Source organism: Geobacillus thermopakistaniensis (assembly GCF_000498995.1).
Lineage (GTDB): Bacteria > Bacillota > Bacilli > Bacillales > Anoxybacillaceae > Geobacillus > Geobacillus thermoleovorans.
Map to the genome: position 1 here is coordinate 57,623 of NZ_AYSF01000035.1, position 19,134 is coordinate 76,756.

The following is a 19,134-nucleotide window of genomic DNA, read 5'->3' on the forward strand; positions in this document are numbered from 1 at the left end:
TTACGTCAGCTCCTGCGCCTGCCGCCTCACGCGCTGCCCGTTTAAGAACCGGACGAGCTCGTCATACGGAAGCGGCGGGGAAAAATAATAGCCTTGCGCCTCGTCGCACCGTTTTCCTTGCAAATAAGCCGCTTCGGTCTCCGTTTCGACCCCTTCAGCCAGCACCTTTACACCTATATTATGCCCGAGTCGGATGATCGCCGGCAAGATGACATCTTTTTTTCCTTGAATATGCTGAACGAACGAACGGTCGATCTTCAGCCGATCGATCGGCAAATCCGTCAAGTAGCTGAGCGAACTGTAACCAGTGCCGAAATCATCCATGCTGATCGTCACACCAAGCCCCTTCAGTTTCGAGAGAATATCAAGCGCACGTTCTGTATCCATGGTCATCCGCTCCGTAATTTCCAGATCTAAATGGTGCGGCGGCAGCCCGGCGTCGGCGAGCAGGCGGGCGAGTTTATCCACAAATCGGCGGCTTTCAAATTCATATGGCGATAAGTTGATGGAAACGGACAAGTCAGGAAAACGATCAAGCAGTTGCTTCGTCTGCTCACAAGCCGTGCGGATGACCCATTCATTGATCGGGATGATCATGCCGGTCTGTTCGGCAACCGGGATAAACAATGACGGCGAAACCATCCCTTTTTCCGGATGGCGCCAGCGAATCAACGCCTCCATGCCGATCACTTGCCGGTCGTGAAGCCGAATTTGCGGCTGATAGTACAATTCAAATTCCTCATTTTCAAGCGCACGCCGCAAGTCGCGTTCCATCGCCATCTTTTCATTGAGACGAATCGCCATCGGCTCCGTGAAAAAGAGAAAATCGCTCGCCGCTTTTTTTCGCGCCTCGTAGCGGGCAATATCCGCCTTGCGAATCAACGTTTTTGCATCCTCCCCATCTTTTGGGTAGACGCTGATGCCGATGTTCACGGTCACATACAATTCCATCCCATTGACGACAATCGGTTCGTCCGCCGCCTCAATGAGCTGTTTCGCCATTTCTTCAGCCTTTTGATGTGTGCTGTTTGGCACCAATGCGATGAACTCATTCCCGCTCCAGCGCCCGACGGTCATTCCTTGCTTTTCTTTCCATTCTTGCGCCAAATGGAGGAGCACTTCGTCCCCGACTGCGTAGCCATAAAAATCGTTGATCGTTTTCATCCCACTCACTTCTAAGAATATGACTGCCGCTTCATAGCGATGCTGTTTCGCCTCAACAAGGCAACGCTCCACCGCTTTATACATCGCCTCCTTGTTCGGCAGCCCAGTCAGTTCATCATGATTGGCGATATAACGCATCCGCTCTTCGTTTTGTTTTTGTTCCGTCAAATCGCGGACGGCGGCCACCGTCACTTTTTCCCCCTCATAATCGTAGCGGCGCCGGACGATTTCCGCTGGAAATGCGGTGCCGTCTTTTCGGCGCAGCTCGATTTCAAAGCGCTCCGATTCCTCATGCGGATGATTCAGTTTCATGGATCCATCAACGACTAACTCCCCGATCGGCAAATGAATCAGCTCGCTTTCTGAATAGCCAAGCAAACGGCACGCCGCTTCATTGACCTCAACGACTTTCCCATGCGCATAGACGATCAGCCCTTCCATCGTCATTTCCGCCAGCCGCCGCAGCCGATGCTCGTTGGATGCAAGCGTTTTTTGATAGACAGCCAACGCCTTCCGTTCCATTTGTTGATGCAAAGCGAGCAAATAGGCAACCGCCGTCGCCAAAAACATGGCCATCATCGTCCACATCGCCTGTTTCCGCCCTTGCTGCAAATGTTTCTCATACGTTTTGGCATCAAAATCGATGCCAATAACCGCATCCACTGTCCCGTCCGGTTGACGAATCGGCATAAACGCGCTGATGCTTCTTCCCCATTCATCTGTTGTCGGATGCTGTTCCATCGCAAACCGGCCGTGGAACGCCTCTTCGATCTCTGGAAAATGGCGGCGGTAAACCGTCCCAGGTGGAACAGCTTGTTCCTTTTCACCGTCAATGCGGCCGTTCCGATTGTAGTCCGTCGCTGGCGCTGCAACGAAATATAGCTCACCGCGTTCATTCTTTTTTAACGTATACACACTCAACACGCGGCCATAATGTTGCCAACGCTCCAGCACCGCCATCACCATGTGATACGCAGGCAAATGTTCCGCCCTTTCATCGAGCCGTTCGTGCCCCATGGCGGCCAAATCGCCGGCAATCATGCCGGCGATTTGCTTTGCGGCTTCCTCATATTCACGATGTTCTTGTTTTTCAGCATAATGGATATAGATCATTCCTGCCCCTAAAAAAAAGCAGGGAAACGGTGGCAAACACAACAGTCAGTCTCGGCGCCGCCAGCCATGGCGCATCCCCCCAATGCCGTTTTGCCATCCAATGGCCGTATACATAGACACCGCCGACCGTCAAAAAAAGGCCAAAGATATACAAGATATATTCAAGTTGGTTCGACATCATCCATCACCGTCATCGATTCTTCGACGCTTTGCTTTCATTATAAGACGGCCATTCTTCGCGCTGCCTCCCTCCACCGTTCCTATTTGTTCGACAGCTTACGACATTCATCTGTCGGCCATAGGACTCGGGTATGAAACACCATTTCCACGCTTACGGCCATAAAGCCAGGTCGGCCGAAACGAAAATATCTATCTATTGGTATAAGCCTTTAGGACGAGGTGCTATATTTGTAACGGCGCTGTAACATTATTTAATCCAACTGTAAAAAACAAGTCTAGTTTCCTCTGCTATACTCTAGTTGAGATACGTCGAATCGGAAAAGATTTTGTCGGGGGTTAGGGGAAATGAAAAAATGGTATTCTCTCCTGTTCGTATCCATGATCGTTCTATTTTCCTCCTTCTTTGTAAGCACTTCCAATTCAGATGCAGCCGCCAACAAAGCACGGCTCATCATCGAAGCGAAAAAGCTGATCGGCACTCCTTACCGATATGGCGGGACGACGCCAAAAGGATTTGACTGCTCAGGATTTGTCTACTATACCCATAAAAAAGTTGGCGTCACCTTGCCTCGCACCTCTCGAGAAATGTACAAAAAAGGTACATACGTAAATAAGTCCCAATTACAGCCAGGGGATTTAGTGTTTTTCGACACTTCCAAACAGACGAAAGGCGTCTCCCACGTGGCTATTTACATCGGCAACAATCAAGTCATCCATGCCGTTTCCCGTGGCGTGAAAATCGACAGTTTAAACAGCAGCTACTGGAAAACGAAGTATATCGGAGCCAAACGGCTGTAACAGCTCCGTCGGAAAAGCTCTCTGTCATATTAAGTCCGCTTAATAGACAGGGGGTTTTTATTATGCAAAAAAAAGCGGCCCTCCAAAACCGGAGAGCCCAATGCTATATTTCATAGGGGATCGGGGGAATACTTGGAAAACGTTACGCTATTATTCATTTCCTCCCTTTTCGTTTTTTATACATGAGATCAAAAAATTTTTATGCACGGCGAATGATCCTAGCAGACATAAATGACCGATCTCTGCCGAATAGTATAGATGGCGATTGGTTGTTCGTTCCTTCGCTTCGGCCAAAGGAGGTGTTTCCGTTGTTCGCTTCTTCAGAGCTAGGCATCGATTTAGGCACAATGAACGTTCGGCTGTTCAGCCAAACAAAAGGGATTGTGTTTGACGAACCGGCTGCGGTCGCCTACAACCGCCATACAGGCAAGCTGATGGCGATCGGCCAACAAGCAAAGCAGATGATCGGCAAAGCCCCGGCCCACATCGAAGTCACCTACCCGTTGCAAAACGGCGTTATTGCCGATTTTGAGCGCGCCAAAATGCTGTTGCAGCAAGTATTCAAGCAAGTCGGTAACCCGCTCGGCCTCGCCTTCAAAAAGCCGAGCGTCGTGATGAGCGTTCCGTTTCACGCCACCTCGGTCGAACGCCGCTCGTTTTATGAAATCGCCCAACATTGCGGGGCGAAGCACATCCATTTTATTGAAGAGCCGGTCGCTGCCGCCATCGGCGCAGACTTGCCGGTCAGCGAGCCGGTCGCCAACGTCGTCGTTCATCTTGGAGCCGGCAAAACGGAAGCGGCGATCATCTCGTTGGGCGGCGTCGTCGCCTGCCGCTCGCTCCGCATCGGCGGCAATCGGCTCGATGAAGATATCATTCAATATGTTCGCCAGCGCTACAATTTGCTAATCGGCGAACAAACCGCTGAACAAGTGAAAATCGAAATCGGCAGCACTCCCGGGACGTCTTTGACACAAGGAATGACGATTCATGGCCGCGATGTGGTCACCGGATTTCTTAAAGCCATTTCTCTTGATCCCGCCGAAGTGCAGCATGCCCTGAAAGAATCGCTTCTGCAAATTGCCGAAGCCATTCGCGCCGTCCTTGAAGAATGCCCGGCGGAATTGAGCGGGGATATCATTGACCACGGCGTGGTGCTCACCGGTGGAGGCGCCTTGCTTCACGGCATTGAGCAATGGCTTGGCGCCGAGCTGCACGTGCCGGTGCATGTCGCGCCCAATCCGGCTGAAGCGGTCGCCATCGGCACGGGGAAGGCGCTCCAGGCGATGCCAAAGCGCCTCGATGCAGCGCTGTAGCTCATTTCCAACTCCCGATCATTGAATCAACTCAAAACCCCCGCGCCATCGCGGGGGTTCTTGTTAGACCAGCTATGGGCATTCCTGGCACGGAGAGGCCGCCCACTGTGGTGTTAGGACGTCTGCCGAATGCGCTCCTCCCCTTGCGTTGCTTGTGCTCCCTCGGCGGCCTCAAGCAGCAAATCCACAATATGGACGGCGCGGACGCTTCCTGACAGCCCGGCCCGTTCAATGCCAAGCTTCATTTGTAGCAAACACCCCGGGTTGGCGGTGACGATCGTCGTCGCTTTCGTTTGTTTCGCCATTTCCATTTTGTGGTCTAAAATTTGCATTGACATCTCCGGTTCCACAAGGTTGTAAATGCCGGCCGATCCGCAGCAGCGGTCAGCATCGTTCATCTCGCGGAACTCGACGCCGTCAATCGCCCGCAACAAACGGCGCGGGGCGGCCGCCGTTTTCATGACGTTGCGCAAATGGCACGAATCTTGGTAGGTGATCGTTTGCGGCGCCACGCGAAGCGGTAGTTGGTGAAACCCGAGTTCAACCAACACTTCAGAAATGTCTTTGATTTTCGCCGCAAACGCCTCCGCCCGGTCGCGCCATTCGGGATCATCCTTTAACAGGTGGTCATATTCAAGCAAAAACGCACCGCAGCCGCCGGCGTTCGTCACAATGCAGTCGACATCAAGCTGCTCAAAAGCGGAAATGTTTCGCTTGGCCAACTCTTTCGCCATCTCTTTTTCCCCGCCATGGCCGTGCAGCGCCCCGCAGCACCCTTGGGACGGCGGGATGATGACTTCGCAGCCGGCGAGCTGCAATAGACGCAGCGTCGCATCGTTTGTTTCCATAAACATCGTATCCATCAAACAGCCAGCGAAAAAGGCGACCCGTTTTTTCACCGTACCGTCCGGATTCAAACGATGCGGCCGGTTTTTCATCTCTTTTGCCGTCGGCACGTCCGGCAGCACGCGCTCCATTTGCCGGAACGAGGCCGGAAGCAGGCGAAGCAGCCCCGTTTTGCGGGCAAGCGTCCGCAAGCCGGAGCGCTGATACCAACCGAGAAGCGCCGTCGCCTTCCGCATCCGTCCTTGATGCGGAAACAGTCCGGCAAACACAAGCTTACGGATGAGGCGAACCGGAAGCGGCATTTTTTTATGCTGGGCGATAATGTCGCGCGCCTCTTCCAGCAGATGGCCGTAGCGGACCCCGGACGGACAGACCGACTCGCATGCCCGGCAGCCTAAACATAAGTTGAGCGCCCGCTCCACCTCTTCGTCCGGCTCAATCAGTCCATCGACGACCGCCTTCATTAAGGCAATCCGTCCGCGCGGCGACTGGGCTTCTTGCTGCCCCGATTCGATGTACGTCGGACATGATGGCAGGCAAAAGCCACAGCGCATACAGTTCATCAGTTCATCCTCATCCATCCGTTCTTGAAACGCTTTCTGAATGAGCGCTCGTTCTATCTTCGTTGTCATCGTGTCACCACCACCCGTTTTCTCGTGCTTTTGGCGAACACTTTGCCCGGATTCATAATATTGTTCGGGTCGAGCGCCTGCTTGACCGCTTTCATGGCAGCGATGCCGGCCGGACCGAGCTTCCATTCCAAATACGGCGCTTTCATCACCCCGACGCCGTGTTCGCCGGTAATCGTGCCACCCAATTCAATCGCTTTGGCGAAAATTTCTTCAAACGCTCGTTCCACCCGCTCCATTTCTTCACGATTGCGGGCGTCGGTCGGACAGGTCGGGTGCAAGTTGCCATCGCCGGCATGGCCGAACGTACAGATCTTCAACTGGTACTTCTCGGCAATTTCATTGATTGCTTTGACCATTTTGGCGATTTCCGAACGCGGCACGGTTGCGTCCTCTAAAATCGTCGTCGGCTTTAAGCGCGCCAACGCCGACAGCGCCGCCCTCCGCGCCGTCCGCAGCGCCTCTGCTTCTTCCTCCGAACGGGCGAGTTGAACGGACACCGCCTGCTCGGCCCGGCAAATATCGGCCATCTTTTTCATATCGCGCTCTACCACTTCCTTCGGCCCATCCTGCTCAATGAGCAAAACGGCTTTCACATCGGTCGGCAAGCCGATGCGGGCGAAATCTTCGACCACTTCCAATGTCGGCTGGTCCAAAAACTCGAGCGTCGCTGGAATGATCTTGTTGGCGATGATTTTCGACACCGAACGGGCGGCCGCCTCCAAATCTTGATAAAGAGCGAGCATCGTCTGCTTCGTCTCTGGCATCGGAATAAGTTTTAACGTCGCTTCGGTGACAATGCCAAGCGTTCCTTCCGATCCGACAAACAGACGGGTTAAGTCATAGCCAGCTACATCTTTTGCCAGCTTGCCACCGGTGCGGATGACATCGCCGTTCGCCAAGACGACTTCCAACCCGAGCACATAGTCGCGTGTCACCCCGTATTTCAGGCCGCGCAAGCCGCCTGAGTTTTCGCTGATGTTGCCGCCAATCGTTGAAATTTTCATCGACCCCGGATCCGGCGGATAAAACAATCCTTTTTCTTCAACGGCTTTCGCCAAATCAAGCGTCACCACTCCTGGCTGAACGGTCGCGGTTAAGTTTTCCTCATCAATTTCCAAAATGCGGTTCATATGGTTAAACAGGAGAACGATCCCGCCTTCGACCGGACACGTGCCGGCGCAAAGGTTCGTTCCTGACCCGCGCGGCACGATCGGGATGCGATACTCGTTGCAAATTTTCGCAATTTCCGCGACCTCTTTCGTATTTCGCGGCGCAATGACCGCATCGGGGAGCGACTGAAACTGCGGAGTCGCATCATACGAATAGACGAGCCGCCCCGTTTTCGTGTCATCGTAGTTTTCAGCTCCCACGACTTGAATCAACCGTTTTTTCGCTTCATTTGGAATCAATGGTCTCACCCTTTCCACATCCATTTGCATTCGCCGACAGCGGAAAAGGGGCTGGGCTTGGCGTCTGTTTCCATCCAGGCCAAGCCTCGTCCCCCTTCGCTGCCGTTACGGAATCATCCACGACAATACCGTCGATTGCAGGTACACGAGAATACCAATCAAGATAATTAAGAATATGCTATGTTTGACCGTAAAGCGGAACAAGTCGGACTCTTTGCCGGTCAAGCCGACGGCCGCGCAGGCGACCGCGATCGACTGCGGCGAAATCATTTTCCCGACGACGCCGCCTGATGAGTTGGCCGCCAACGCCAGCACCGGATCCATGCCGATCGATGTTGCCGTCACTTTTTGCAAGTTGCCAAACAATAAGTTCGACGACGTATCCGAACCGGTGATGAACACGCCAAGCCAGCCCAAAATCGGCGAGAAGAACGGGAAGAATGACCCCGTTTTCGCCAACGCCATCCCAAGCGTCGTGCTCATGCCCGACGAGTTGGCAATGTAGGCAAAGCCGACGACCGAAGCGATCGTCACAATCGGATATTTCAGCTCGTTAAGCGTTTCCACAAACGTGCGTCCCCAATCTTTCCACGAGATGCCGATGATGAACTTGGTGACGACCGCCGCCAACAAAATCGCCGTCCCAGCCGCGCCGAGCAGCTCAAGCTTATACACCGCCGCAATCGGCTGACCGCTCGCATTCAAAATTTGGTTATTGAGCCCCGGCACCGGCGGCATAAACGTCAAATGGGCTCCGATGGCATTGACAAGCTTGAGCAAACCGTTTGTTCCTTCATAATGGCCGGTGAGCGCCGCTTTCACCTGCGGGATGCCCCAAAGCGAGATCAACGCCGTCAGCACAAGAAACGGCGACCAGGCGCGGAATACTTCCCCGCCGCGGTGCGCAGCGCGAGCGGCCTGCCCAGCAGCCGCCACTTCCGATTCCGATGCGAAACGGAACGTGCTTTTTGGCTTCCAATATTTCAAAAAGACGGCCAGCGCGACGATTGAAACAATCGAGGACAAAATGTCCGGCAGCTCCGGTCCTAAAAAGTTCGATGTCAAATATTGCGTGAGCGCGAACGAAACGCCGGAGACGATAATGGCCGGCAACACTTCGACTGTCTTTTTCCATCCTGCCATAATCAAAACGAGATAGAACGGAATGAACACCGATAAAAACGGCAGCTGCCGCCCGACCATTTTCGAAATTTCCATCGCCGGCACACCGGTCGGCCCTTCCATCGAGATGATCGGAATCCCGACCGCCCCGAACGCCACCGGCGCTGTGTTGGCGATCAAACAGATGCCTGCGGCGTACAGCGGGTTAAACCCCAACCCGGCCAGAAGCGCCGCTGAAATCGCCACCGGCGCGCCAAACCCGGCCGCCCCTTCCAAAAACGCTCCGAACGAAAAGGCAATGAGCAGCGCCTGCAGCCGCCGGTCTTCGGTGAGGGAAACGACGGAGTTGCGAATGATGTCAAAATGGCCGGTCTTCACCGTCAGCTTATATAAAAAGACGGACGTAATGATGATCCAGCCGATCGGGAGCAGCCCGTACACCGCCCCTTGCGTCACCGACATGACCGCTTTGCCGGCCGGCATCCTGTAAGCGATTACAGCCAACACCAAAGCAAGCAGCAACGTCGTCAGCCCGGCGACATGCCCTTTCATCCGCTTGACGGCCAAAGCCCAAAAGAAATACAAAATCGGAATGAGTGCGACAATGGCCGATAACCAAAGCTGGTCGGCGATTGGCGTAAAATCTTGCTTCCACTGCATGCGGTTTTCTCCTCCCCTTTATGCCCGACTTAGCGGCGTTTGCAAATGATCGCCCACTGATCTTTCTGTTTCACTCTTCCAGTCATCAGATGACCGGATAAGAAACGCCGTCTGTCTCAAATTATAAAAGCGTTTTCTCCAAAAGACAATAGGTGTTTTTTCATTTTTTTGAACTTTCCACTCACTGCTTCCTCTCCCCAGCTGCAAAAAGCGCTTGTCTCTTCCCATGATGCTGTATCATAATAGACATTGCAGGAGATTTCCCCTACAATCGGAAATCTACTTTATCGTATTGAGGTGGATCCATTGGCATTTAAACGGATCAAAACGAAAAAAATTTACGAAGAAGTGGCCGAAGCGATTTTTGATATGATCAAAAACGGCGAGTTGAAGCCCGGTGATAAGCTCGATTCCGTCCAGCAGCTCGCCGAGCAGTTCCAAGTCGGGCGGGCCGCCATCCGCGAAGCGCTCACCGCGTTAAAAGCGATGGGGCTGATTGAATTGAAGCAAGGCGAAGGGACGTACGTGCGTGAGTTCGATCCGACGATGATGACATTTCCGCTTTCGATCGCCGTCTTAATGAACAAAGAAGATATTTGGCACTTGCTTGAGGTGCGCAAACTGCTCGAAGCAGGCGCCGCCTCGCTCGCTGCTGCCAAACGGACAGAGCGCGATCTTGAAGCCATGGCGGAAGCGCTCCGACAAATGAAAGAAGGCATCGGCAGCGATGAGCTTGGCGAAAAAGCGGATTTGGCCTTCCATATGGCGATTGCGGCGGCGTCGCAAAATCCGATGCTTGTAAGCATTATGAACAGCGTTTCCGGCATGATCGTCGAAACGATGCGGGAGACGCGCCGCATTTGGCTGTTTTCCAAGCAGACGACGACCGAAAAACTGCTTGCGGAACACCAGGCCATTTTTGAAGCCATTCGCAAACAAAATCCAGACGCCGCCCGGGCGCGCATGCTCGACCATTTGACAAACGTCGAAAACGTGTTGCGCCGCTACGTTCGCACTCAGCAGCCAAACTGAGTGCGTTTTTTGCAAAAAAGAGCTACGAATCTGAAAAAATGGTTTATAATAGACATATAGTCATCAGATGACCAGTTCACTGAATCCTCAAAAAACAGGAGGGAAACGAATGAAAGTGTCCTTGTTCGTCACTTGCCTCATCGATCTTTTTTATACGAACGCCGGCAAGGCGACCGTCGAACTGCTCGAGCGGCTCGGCTGCGAAGTAGATTTTCCAGAAGCGCAAACATGCTGCGGCCAGCCGGCGTATAACAGCGGTTACGTCAAAGAGGCGAAAGAAGCCATGAAACAGATGATGCGCGCGTTCGCCCACGCTGATTACGTCGTCACCCCATCCGGCTCGTGCGCGGCGATGGTAAAAGAATATCCACACCTTTTCCACGGCGACCCGGAATGGGAAGAGGAAGCGAAACAGCTTGCGGCGAAAACGTACGAATTGACGCAATTTCTCGTTGATGTCCTAAAAGTCGAAGATGTCGGCGCCTCGCTCCACGGACGGGCGACGTACCATACGTCTTGCCATATGACCCGCCTTCTTGGCGTCAAAGAAGCGCCGCTTTGCCTATTGAAAAACGTCAAAGGGCTTGAGCTCGTTCCGCTGCCGAACGCCCACCAGTGCTGCGGGTTTGGCGGCACATTTTCCGTCAAAATGGGGCCGATTTCCGAACAAATGGTCGATGAAAAAATCGCGCATATTGAAGAAGTGGACGCCGACTATTTAATCGGCGCCGACTGCGGCTGTTTAATGAACATCGGCGGGCGCATCGAGCGGCTCGGCAAGCCGATTCGCGTCATGCATATCGCCGAAGTGCTCAATCAACGAAAGTAAGAGAGGAGGATCCCGGACATGCCGATGAAAATTGAAAACGGTCCGTTTTGGAAGCGGCTCGAAGAAAACTTGCACAACGATTTTATGCGCGGGGCGGTCGCCGGCATGCAAGACCGCGGCTATGTGCGGCGGCTTGGCGTCATCGAAGAGCTCGGCCATTGGGAAGAGTGGCGGTCGCTTGCTGAACAAATCCGCAAGCATACGCTCGAAAACTTGGACTTTTATTTAATGCAGCTCAGTGAAAACGTTGCCAAACGGGGCGGCCACGTCTTTTTCGCCCGGACGGCCGAAGAGGCGAACGACTACATCCGCCGCATCGCTTTGGAAAAACAAGCGAAAAAAATCGTTAAATCGAAATCAATGGTCACGGAAGAAATCAACTTAAACCCGGTGCTGGAATCCATCGGCTGTGACGTTGTCGAAACGGACCTTGGCGAATACATTTTGCAAATCGATGACCATGACCCGCCGTCGCATATCGTCGGCCCAGCGCTCCATAAAAACAAAGAGCAAATTCGCGACGTCTTCCGCCGCAAGCTCGGCTATACGAAGTCGTCCGATCCGGTTGAACTCGCCCGCCATGCCCGTGAGATGCTGCGGCGCGACTATTTGACAGCCGACATCGGCATTACCGGCTGCAACTTCGCCATCGCCGAATCGGGCTCGATTACGCTCGTTACGAACGAAGGCAACGCCGACTTGGTGACAGCGCTGCCGAAAACGCAAATTACGGTCATGGGGATGGAGCGGATCGTGCCGACGTTTGAGGAGATGGAAGTTCTCGTCAGCATGTTGACGCGCAGCGCCGTCGGACAAAAATTGACGAGCTACATCACCGTCCTCACCGGCCCGCGCGACGAAGGCGACGCTGACGGTCCGGAAGAGTTCCATCTCGTCATCGTCGACAACGGGCGTTCGTCGATTTTAGGCACGGAGTTTCAACCGGTGCTGCAATGCATCCGCTGCGCGGCCTGCGTCAACGTCTGCCCGGTATACCGCCACATCGGCGGCCATTCGTACGGCTCGATTTACTCCGGCCCAATCGGAGCGGTCTTGTCGCCGCTGTTGGGCGGCTACGACGACTACAAGGAGCTTCCGTACGCCTCCTCGCTGTGCGCCGCCTGTACCGAGGCGTGCCCGGTGAAAATCCCGCTTCACGAGCTGCTCATCAAGCATCGCCAAATCATCGTCGAGCGGGAAGGAAAAGCGCCGGTCGCAGAAAAATTGGCGATGAAGGCGTTTCGTCTCGGGACCGCCTCACCGTCATTGTACCGCTTCGGTACGAAGTTGGCACCAAGCGCCTTCGCCCCGTTTGCCGAAGACGGGCGCATCACAAAAGGCCCCGGCCCGCTCAAAGCGTGGACGGAAAGCCGCGAGTTTCCGGCGCCAAGCAAAGAGCGGTTCCGTGACTGGTTCCAAACACGCCAAAAAGGAGGGAATCCATCATGACGCGTGGCACCATTCAAAACCGCGATGCGTTTTTGCAAACCATCGCCGAGCGCCTTGGGAGAAGCCCGCGCCTGTCCGGCGTCTCCCGGCCGCAATGGGATTATGCGCCGCAATGGACGGTGTTTGCCGGCTATAGCCAAGACGACTTGTTGGCAGTGCTTCGCGAACAATGTAAACTGATTCATACTGATTACATCGAGACGACAAACGCCGGACTTGCTGGGGTGCTCAAGCAACAAGTCACGGCTTATGGCGGCGGCCCGGTCATCGTGCCGGATGACCCGCGCTTTGCCGAGTACGGACTGTCCGCCTTGCTCCGCGACGAATGGCCCGCAGAACAAACGACCGTCCATATTTGGAATCCGGCGCTTGGACGCCAAAACATTGACGCCGCCGAACAGGCCAACGTCGGCATCGCGTTCAGTGACATCACCCTCGCCGAGTCAGGGACGGTCGTTTTGTTTTCGCGCAATGAACAAGGGCGGGCTATTCACTTTTTGCCGAAAACGTATATCGCCATCGTTCCGAAAAGCACCGTTGTGCCGCGCATGACGCAAGCGGCGGCGATCATTCACGAGCAAATTGAAAAAGGCGTCCTCATTCCGTCATGCATCAACTTCATCACCGGCCCGAGCAACTCGGCCGACATTGAAATGAACTTGGTCGTCGGCGTCCACGGGCCGATGAAAGCGGCGTATATCGTCGTCACCGACCGTTGACCAAAACGAAACGGTGCCCCTTCTTGATCATGGGGCACCTTTTTTCCTTCAATATTGCCGGCTCACATCGACCGCATTGTCAAGCGGTTCGCCGGCTTTTAATGAGGCAAACGCGGTCCAATAGCTGCCGGCCATCCTAGACGACTTGTCGTTTGTCGTCGACGACAATCCCCTTTACCTGCTGGTGCAGCACTTCTTTGCCCAGCACGGGATCCTGTTCGATGTCCGCCAAGTGATCGGCTGACCAACGAGGATCCGGTGTCCGAGGAGTTCCGTCCACTCAAAACCACATTGAGCGATTCAATCGGACGTTTCAAGGCAGCTGCTGATCGACTCACGGATTTGGGGCGGAAGAAGGCTCGGTGTCCTTTTTTGTCACACTGTTTGTGGCGTATTTCAACTTCCTGCGCCCACACAGCGCGCTCGAAGGCCGGGTGCCGGTCGTCATCCCGGAACTGGCGGATCTTCCTCCTGTGCCAACCCGGTGGACGAAACGGATCGCCATGGCACAAGCATTTCTCCAACAAGAGGCGCCCTGACTTTTTTGTTCGCTGGAGCCCGTTGAACAGAACTCCTGCCGGATTCGGCGAAGCGAACCCTTGACCAACCGAACACCGCCAAGGGGAAAATGCGGCAAGGGCAAGGGCGGCTTTCCTATGCCCTCTTTTTTGTCCCCGTCGCCCTTGACGACGCTTTCTCACCTTTGGCGGGTGTTGGTCAAGGGCGAATCCGGCTCCCAGGATGCCTCACGATGCTCCATGGGATGGCATGTGTGGAGTTTTCATCAAACTTTTGACGCTACCCTGTCTTATGCAATAAGTGGTCCATAATAAATCTTAATCACTCTTAATCTTGTATAATAACTGCTTGACTCAAATGCATCAATTAAACTATAATCAAGTCTTGCACTTGAATGTCCACAATAAAGAATGTCATAAGTTCCTCGCTCTGATCTCCATACCCTCTTAGTTGCATATACGGTGTGAGAATATCGAAGTTTTGTGATATTATAGAACTGTATTACATCACCAACTGTTGCATTATTAGCCGCATTGCCAGCCTCATCTCCTGAACTATACTCATAACTGTTGAAACCTTTTTTGTCAACAAGATAATCATGAAATGCCTCTACTTGTATCCAAGCGTTCGTATAAGGTTTCCATGTAGAATCTGTTTTGAATCCAGCAGCGTATAAGATCTGTGAAACAAAATTTGTACAATCATTATCATACTTTTTATATTCCGGATTGTAGGATAAGGCCCATTTTCTAGCATACTCAACAGCTTTGTCGAGAGATGTCGATTCGATAGCTGTCGAATAAAACATTTGAGTCGACGCTAAACTTGTTCTATTTTGCGTTTCATCTACAGAATATTGAGATATTGAGTCTTGTAGCTTTTTTGAGAGTTTAGCTTTTTCTTTTACAGGAATTTTGTTCTTCTTGAACATATCATAAAAATTCTTATTATAGTTTAGGTCATTAATGGCAGACTCGTTGGGAGCGCCAAGTTCATCATAGATATCCTTAGTGATTTTCCAAGCATCTTTGATATTTTCTATGACTATGATATGTTCTATTTCTTCAAGATAAGTATATGGTTCAAATTCATCTTTTTGAAAAGTAAGCTCTGTATTTGATAAGATATGCGCCACAATTCTCCCATTCTCAAGTTTAGTCTCAATATTTGATATGCTTAATTTATAGCCTAGTACTTTTTTGTTGATTTCACTATAAAAATCGATTTTGTATTGAATTGTTTCCTTTAAAATGTCTAATAAATATTTATCAGCTACTATATCATCAAAATTACTCACTTTAGAATCTTGTAGCGAAGAATATTGTCGATCCATATAATCTTTTATGATTCTTTCAATATATTGGTAATTATAATTTAATTGCTTAGCATTAGCTACATAAATATTGAAATAATTAAAAAATAACAAAAAAACGATTGGAACGACAAGCAAATACTTAAAGATCTTCACACAATCCACTCCTTTGTTTTTCACATATTCAAGTTAGAGCAAGCCAACCTTCGCTTCAATGCGATCCATCAAACGTTGAAAGACTTCGTTCAGAGCGTTGGAGAAATATTGCAAAGTCGGGTAATGATGTTACTCATACTGTTATTCAATGAATAATTTGGCTATTCACCAAAAGTTGTACTTGACTATCTCAGATCATGTCTTACTTGCACCCATAGAAAAAAATCAGCAAATCATACATGATTGACGGATTAAGAAAACACCTCGCTTACCATGTACATGTTGTGTTAACGCGCCAATAATTTTCGATTTACCAGAAAAATTGGTAAATAACATAATATAAAAACAATATACTATTAATGATAAGCGTAACAAACAAGATTTTGTGGATAGTTGTTTTTCTCTCTCTAACCCCCAAAAACTTAATTTGGAAAAATAAAAGTAGGATATTGAGAAAGGTAGGAACTAAAGTATAAAAATACCTTTCATCACTAATTGATACTACGCTTGGATTAAACCAATAAATGAACGCATCAGAATTTTGAATCATCAAGCTGAATAAAATAATAAACCATGAAATAACTAACAAGAGAACCTTCATGAATATTCCACTTTTTTCAGAAAATCTAAGTTTCATAAAAGTAAAATGCCACCTACCTTATAATGATTTGGATTAGTCATGCCTTTTTCTTGTTGCTGTTGCAACACCCCTTTTTTCATAAAACATCATCATAATCTTATACATTTCTTTTTTCGAAATGATTCAAAGAAATCGAACCTGATCAAGCGATTAAACAAATGTTGTTGCACACCCCGTATAATCGCCGCAACCCAAGTGCTGTTTCAAAAAACCATTAACCGATCCATGTTCGTGATTACTGTCTTTTTCTCACTAATTAACTGTAGATGAGCAAATTCGCCAACATAAATTGACATCGAAACAAAATGGGATGTACGCCGTCCCGTTTATGTGCTGATGGACTCGTAGTATCCATCGCAGGCGCTCGTGAAAGCTTGTCTATATAGATGCAATTTAAAGCTTTAACATTTATAGCTTTTACCGGTCATTGGATCGACTGTCGGGTGACCGAACAACGCCGCTTCCAGACCCATGTATGGGTCTGTGAAGCGGGTCGTTGTTCGGTCTTCCGTCACGCTAAGGCGTGACGAAGGCAAGCTACAGGCTTGCCTTCGACAGTCAAAAATAGACAAGCCGCTTTTCCGTTAAGGATATGTTAAACGCTTTCGTTGCATCTATATAAAAAAGGATTTCACGTCATCGCCATGCTCAAAACGAACCGCATTCTCTATCCGAACGACATCGCCGTCCAAGCGAAGCAGTTGGCCCGCTCTATCGAACCAGACGACACTCTTCGCTGGGTTGTGCCTCCCCAGCCTGAGTGTGATCGTGGGCATGGCTTCGCCCCCTTTTCTTTTAAGATTCCACACCTAAAGAGAAAAATGGTGGCTCGAAGCCATCCTCTTAAGGGATTGCCGAGCAATGCCGTCTTTCATCCCACGATTGAAACCGTGGGCTTTCAGACGGCTTTTTCTGTAAATTTCAACAGGATTTCTAACATTCCTTCTTCCTTTCACAATGATGCCATAGAAAAGAGGCGTCCCATTGTGTTTTGGAGACATCTTTTTCCTTCAATATTGCCGGCTCACATCGACCGCATTGGCAAGCGGCTTCCCGACTTCGATGCGGCAAAAGTGGTTGTTCGCAACGGTTTGACGTCTTGATCAATTCGGGTGGAACGGACTGACAGACACTTTCGCGTGATTTTTCACATCCGTAACGACCAGCAAAATCTGCCTTCCCTTCTTCTCATACACGAAAGCTGACCCCCACCTGTCAACTTGAGTCCATTGACGTTTCTCCAATTCGTCAAGATAATAGTCAGCCACTTCCTCCGCCGAAGAAGACGCAACAACAAACTCCACCCGTTCATCCACCGAACGAATGTCACTCGCTTGTGGATGCAGCGGGATGTCTTGATACCCTGGCACAGTCTGTTGCTGCTGACATCCTGAAAAAAAGCAATTACAAGGATTAAAACCAACGGGATGCCTATGCGCACTTCATCCTCCTCCGCTCCCACAGCTTAAGCAGAATCTTAGCTTTGAAATGCGTCCATAGCAGACTGGATTGTTGCTGGATTATCTATCATCGCACTTCTTAGTTAGTTCACCCAATATTGACACTCCACACGCCTAAAGGCGTGGGATTCTTGGGTCGTTCGCGTCCTCATCCATTTCTGGTTCGGACAACGCCCAAGTTCAGGGGTGTGCCATCACCCCGTCCCATCGGGTTAAGATGTACCCCAATGGGCGGCGCACCTGTGACCAGTGCGCTAGGTTAGGCGGCGAAGCCCGAAATCGCTTTGGCGATGTTGATGGCGCCATTTAAGTCGGCGTGGAGGGTGTATCCGCACTTTTGGCATCGGAAGCGGATGCCGTTTCGGTTCGCTTTCTCTCGATAACCACATTTACACGTNAAGTCGGCGTGGAGGGTGTATCCGCACTTTTGGCATCGGAAGCGGATGCCGTTTCGGTTCGCTTTCTCTCGATAACCACATTTACACGTTTGGCTTGTGTAGGTTGGATTCACCCACTCAACGCGAATGCCCGCCATTTCGGCTTTATAGGCAATCATCATTTGCAGTTGATGAAACGCCCATGAATGAAGGCTTCGCCCCGCTTCTTTGGGCGATGCTGCCCGTTTCCGAATGCCCGTCAAATCTTCCATCCGAATCACGCCAACACCGTTGGCGAGCGCAAAGTTGACGATTTGACGGCTGATTTTGTGGTTGACATCCTTCATCCAACGGGATTCTTTACGCCCGATTTTACGAATCATATGGAGCTTTTTGGCTTTGCCCAACGTTCGCCGCAAAGCCGCATAGCGTCGGCGAATGAAGGCGCATTCGTTCCCTTTAAAAAACAACGATTTCGTTCCCACGCTGGCAACGGCGATATAGCGAAGCCCAAGGTCAACCCCCATCACCTTTGTTTCGTGTCGCGGCTCCACGTCAAAGGTGATCGCGATCGCCAAGTACCATTTCTTTCTCTTTTTGTAGAGCTTGGCGGCCCCTTGTTTGGCGGTTCCGTTAAGCAGCCGATTCAGCCACGCTTCTTGATAGGGGCGCGTGACGACCGGCACGCCGATTCGCTTCTCGAGTGTGGGGAAGGAAACCGTGTAGAACGCTCCTTTTTTTTCCACCTTTACGTTTTGATTGTTAAAGCAACACCATAATGTTCGAAACTTCTTTGTTTTCTGGTTTTTCTTTTGGGACTTCACTTCTCGAATCGTCTGNAAATTTTGCTCGTCGCTTGATTCAGCTCGGGATGATTCAACAGCCAATTCGCAAACGCGGTATTCACTTCTGTCATCCGTTCATACATGCCCTGTTTCACTTTCGTTGGGTTGTGCAGCTCCAGCCTTAGCGTGATGGTCGGCATGGATTCACCTCCTTGTGGCGATTACAGGATACCATTTTTTTCAGAATCATTCAATATTAAGAAAACGGCTCGCTTTCATGGAGCTGACCCAAAAGGCCGTCTGTCTTCAGGATAGGCACAAAATATAGTACAGAAGAAGCAGTCAGTGCGTATATATAGAGACGAAAGAGGGTGTCCCGATCCTTTTGGGACACCCTCCATAGCCATCAAGTTAAGAAAACAGGAATAAATATATGCCTCATTTGACCATCCTTTTGAAGACCTCATAATGTCTTAGAAAGGGTGGTTTTTTTGAAGACGTCCTTATCTCTCCAAGAAGAATGGCATTGTTTTTTAGACGGATTAAGAAGCGTGTTATCGTGCGAAGAACTTGAACATATGGCCCGAGATCATCAATTTATTCAACGAAAGGGGAA

General features: G+C 50.9%; 12 protein-coding genes and 3 pseudogenes. 8 read left to right on the forward strand and 7 right to left on the reverse strand.

The genetic code is table 11. From position 1 onward, the window contains the following. A pseudogene (locus tag T260_RS11130) lies at nt 1-2,458 on the reverse strand (putative bifunctional diguanylate cyclase/phosphodiesterase). Nucleotides 2,459-2,802: 344 nt separating this feature from the next. On the opposite strand from T260_RS11130, the gene T260_RS132380 reads away from it, so the two are divergent. Both T260_RS132380 and mreBH read left to right on the forward strand, forming a co-directional pair. Beyond that, nucleotides 2,803-3,255, forward strand: coding sequence for a C40 family peptidase (locus tag T260_RS132380; RefSeq protein ID WP_021321840.1), 453 nt, complete (start codon nt 2,803-2,805; stop codon nt 3,253-3,255). 308 nt (nt 3,256-3,563) lie between these two features. Continuing rightward, nucleotides 3,564-4,571, forward strand: coding sequence for a rod-share determining protein MreBH (mreBH, locus tag T260_RS132375; protein ID WP_023633716.1), 1,008 nt, complete (start codon nt 3,564-3,566; stop codon nt 4,569-4,571). Nucleotides 4,572-4,684: 113 nt separating this feature from the next. On the opposite strand, the gene T260_RS132370 is transcribed toward mreBH, so the two are convergent. The 3 genes from T260_RS132370 to T260_RS132360 form a co-directional block, all read right to left on the reverse strand. Further along, the gene (locus T260_RS132370) at nt 4,685-6,049 is read right to left on the reverse strand and encodes a (Fe-S)-binding protein (protein WP_023633717.1); all 1,365 of its coding nucleotides are present in this window, start codon (nt 6,047-6,049) and stop codon (nt 4,685-4,687) included. Then, nucleotides 6,046-7,458, reverse strand: coding sequence for a glycolate oxidase subunit GlcD (glcD, locus tag T260_RS132365; protein WP_023633718.1), 1,413 nt, complete (start codon nt 7,456-7,458; stop codon nt 6,046-6,048). The genes T260_RS132370 and glcD overlap by 4 nt, the downstream gene beginning before the upstream one ends. A 105-nt stretch (nt 7,459-7,563) precedes the next feature. Further along, nucleotides 7,564-9,240 (reverse strand): L-lactate permease, encoded by a 1,677-nt coding sequence (locus tag T260_RS132360; RefSeq protein ID WP_023633719.1) that lies wholly within the window; start codon nt 9,238-9,240, stop codon nt 7,564-7,566. Between the two features lie 306 nt (nt 9,241-9,546). On the opposite strand from T260_RS132360, the gene T260_RS132355 reads away from it, so the two are divergent. The 5 genes and pseudogenes from T260_RS132355 to T260_RS1000000138665 all read left to right on the forward strand — a co-directional run. Beyond that, complete coding sequence (locus T260_RS132355; RefSeq protein ID WP_023633720.1) at nt 9,547-10,272, forward strand: FadR/GntR family transcriptional regulator; 726 nt, start codon at nt 9,547-9,549, stop codon at nt 10,270-10,272. A gap of 109 nt (nt 10,273-10,381) precedes the next feature. Next, nucleotides 10,382-11,101: a lactate utilization iron-sulfur protein LutA gene (gene lutA, locus T260_RS132350; RefSeq protein WP_023633721.1), complete on the forward strand. Its 720-nt coding sequence runs from the start codon at nt 10,382-10,384 to the stop codon at nt 11,099-11,101. An 18-nt stretch (nt 11,102-11,119) separates the two neighbouring features. After that, nucleotides 11,120-12,550, forward strand: a complete 1,431-nt coding sequence (locus tag T260_RS132345) for a LutB/LldF family L-lactate oxidation iron-sulfur protein (RefSeq protein ID WP_023633722.1) — start codon at nt 11,120-11,122, stop codon at nt 12,548-12,550. Next, nucleotides 12,547-13,269, forward strand: coding sequence for a LutC/YkgG family protein (locus T260_RS132340; protein ID WP_023633723.1), 723 nt, complete (start codon nt 12,547-12,549; stop codon nt 13,267-13,269). Before T260_RS132345 ends, T260_RS132340 begins: the two co-directional genes overlap by 4 nt. A gap of 133 nt (nt 13,270-13,402) precedes the next feature. Further along, nucleotides 13,403-13,808 (forward strand): annotated as a pseudogene (locus T260_RS1000000138665) (transposase family protein); the annotation flags it as partial. Between the two features lie 269 nt (nt 13,809-14,077). Here the strand turns inward: T260_RS1000000138665 and T260_RS1000000140215 are convergent. Beyond that, on the reverse strand, nt 14,078-15,256 hold the full coding sequence (locus T260_RS1000000140215) for an amidase domain-containing protein (RefSeq protein WP_021321847.1): 1,179 nt from the start codon (nt 15,254-15,256) through the stop codon (nt 14,078-14,080). Between the two features lie 1,284 nt (nt 15,257-16,540). Between T260_RS1000000140215 and T260_RS0119975 the strand changes: the two genes are divergently transcribed. Next, nucleotides 16,541-16,999, forward strand: a complete 459-nt coding sequence (locus T260_RS0119975; RefSeq protein ID WP_031206082.1) for a hypothetical protein — start codon at nt 16,541-16,543, stop codon at nt 16,997-16,999. On the opposite strand, the gene T260_RS01000000137900 is transcribed toward T260_RS0119975, so the two are convergent. Together T260_RS01000000137900 and T260_RS01000000137905 are read right to left on the reverse strand one after the other, a co-directional pair. Further along, nucleotides 17,000-17,266: a hypothetical protein gene (locus T260_RS01000000137900; protein WP_231107651.1), complete on the reverse strand. Its 267-nt coding sequence runs from the start codon at nt 17,264-17,266 to the stop codon at nt 17,000-17,002. A gap of 349 nt (nt 17,267-17,615) precedes the next feature. Further along, nucleotides 17,616-18,718: pseudogene (locus T260_RS01000000137905) on the reverse strand (RNA-guided endonuclease TnpB family protein). Between the last annotated feature and the right edge of the window lie 416 nt (nt 18,719-19,134).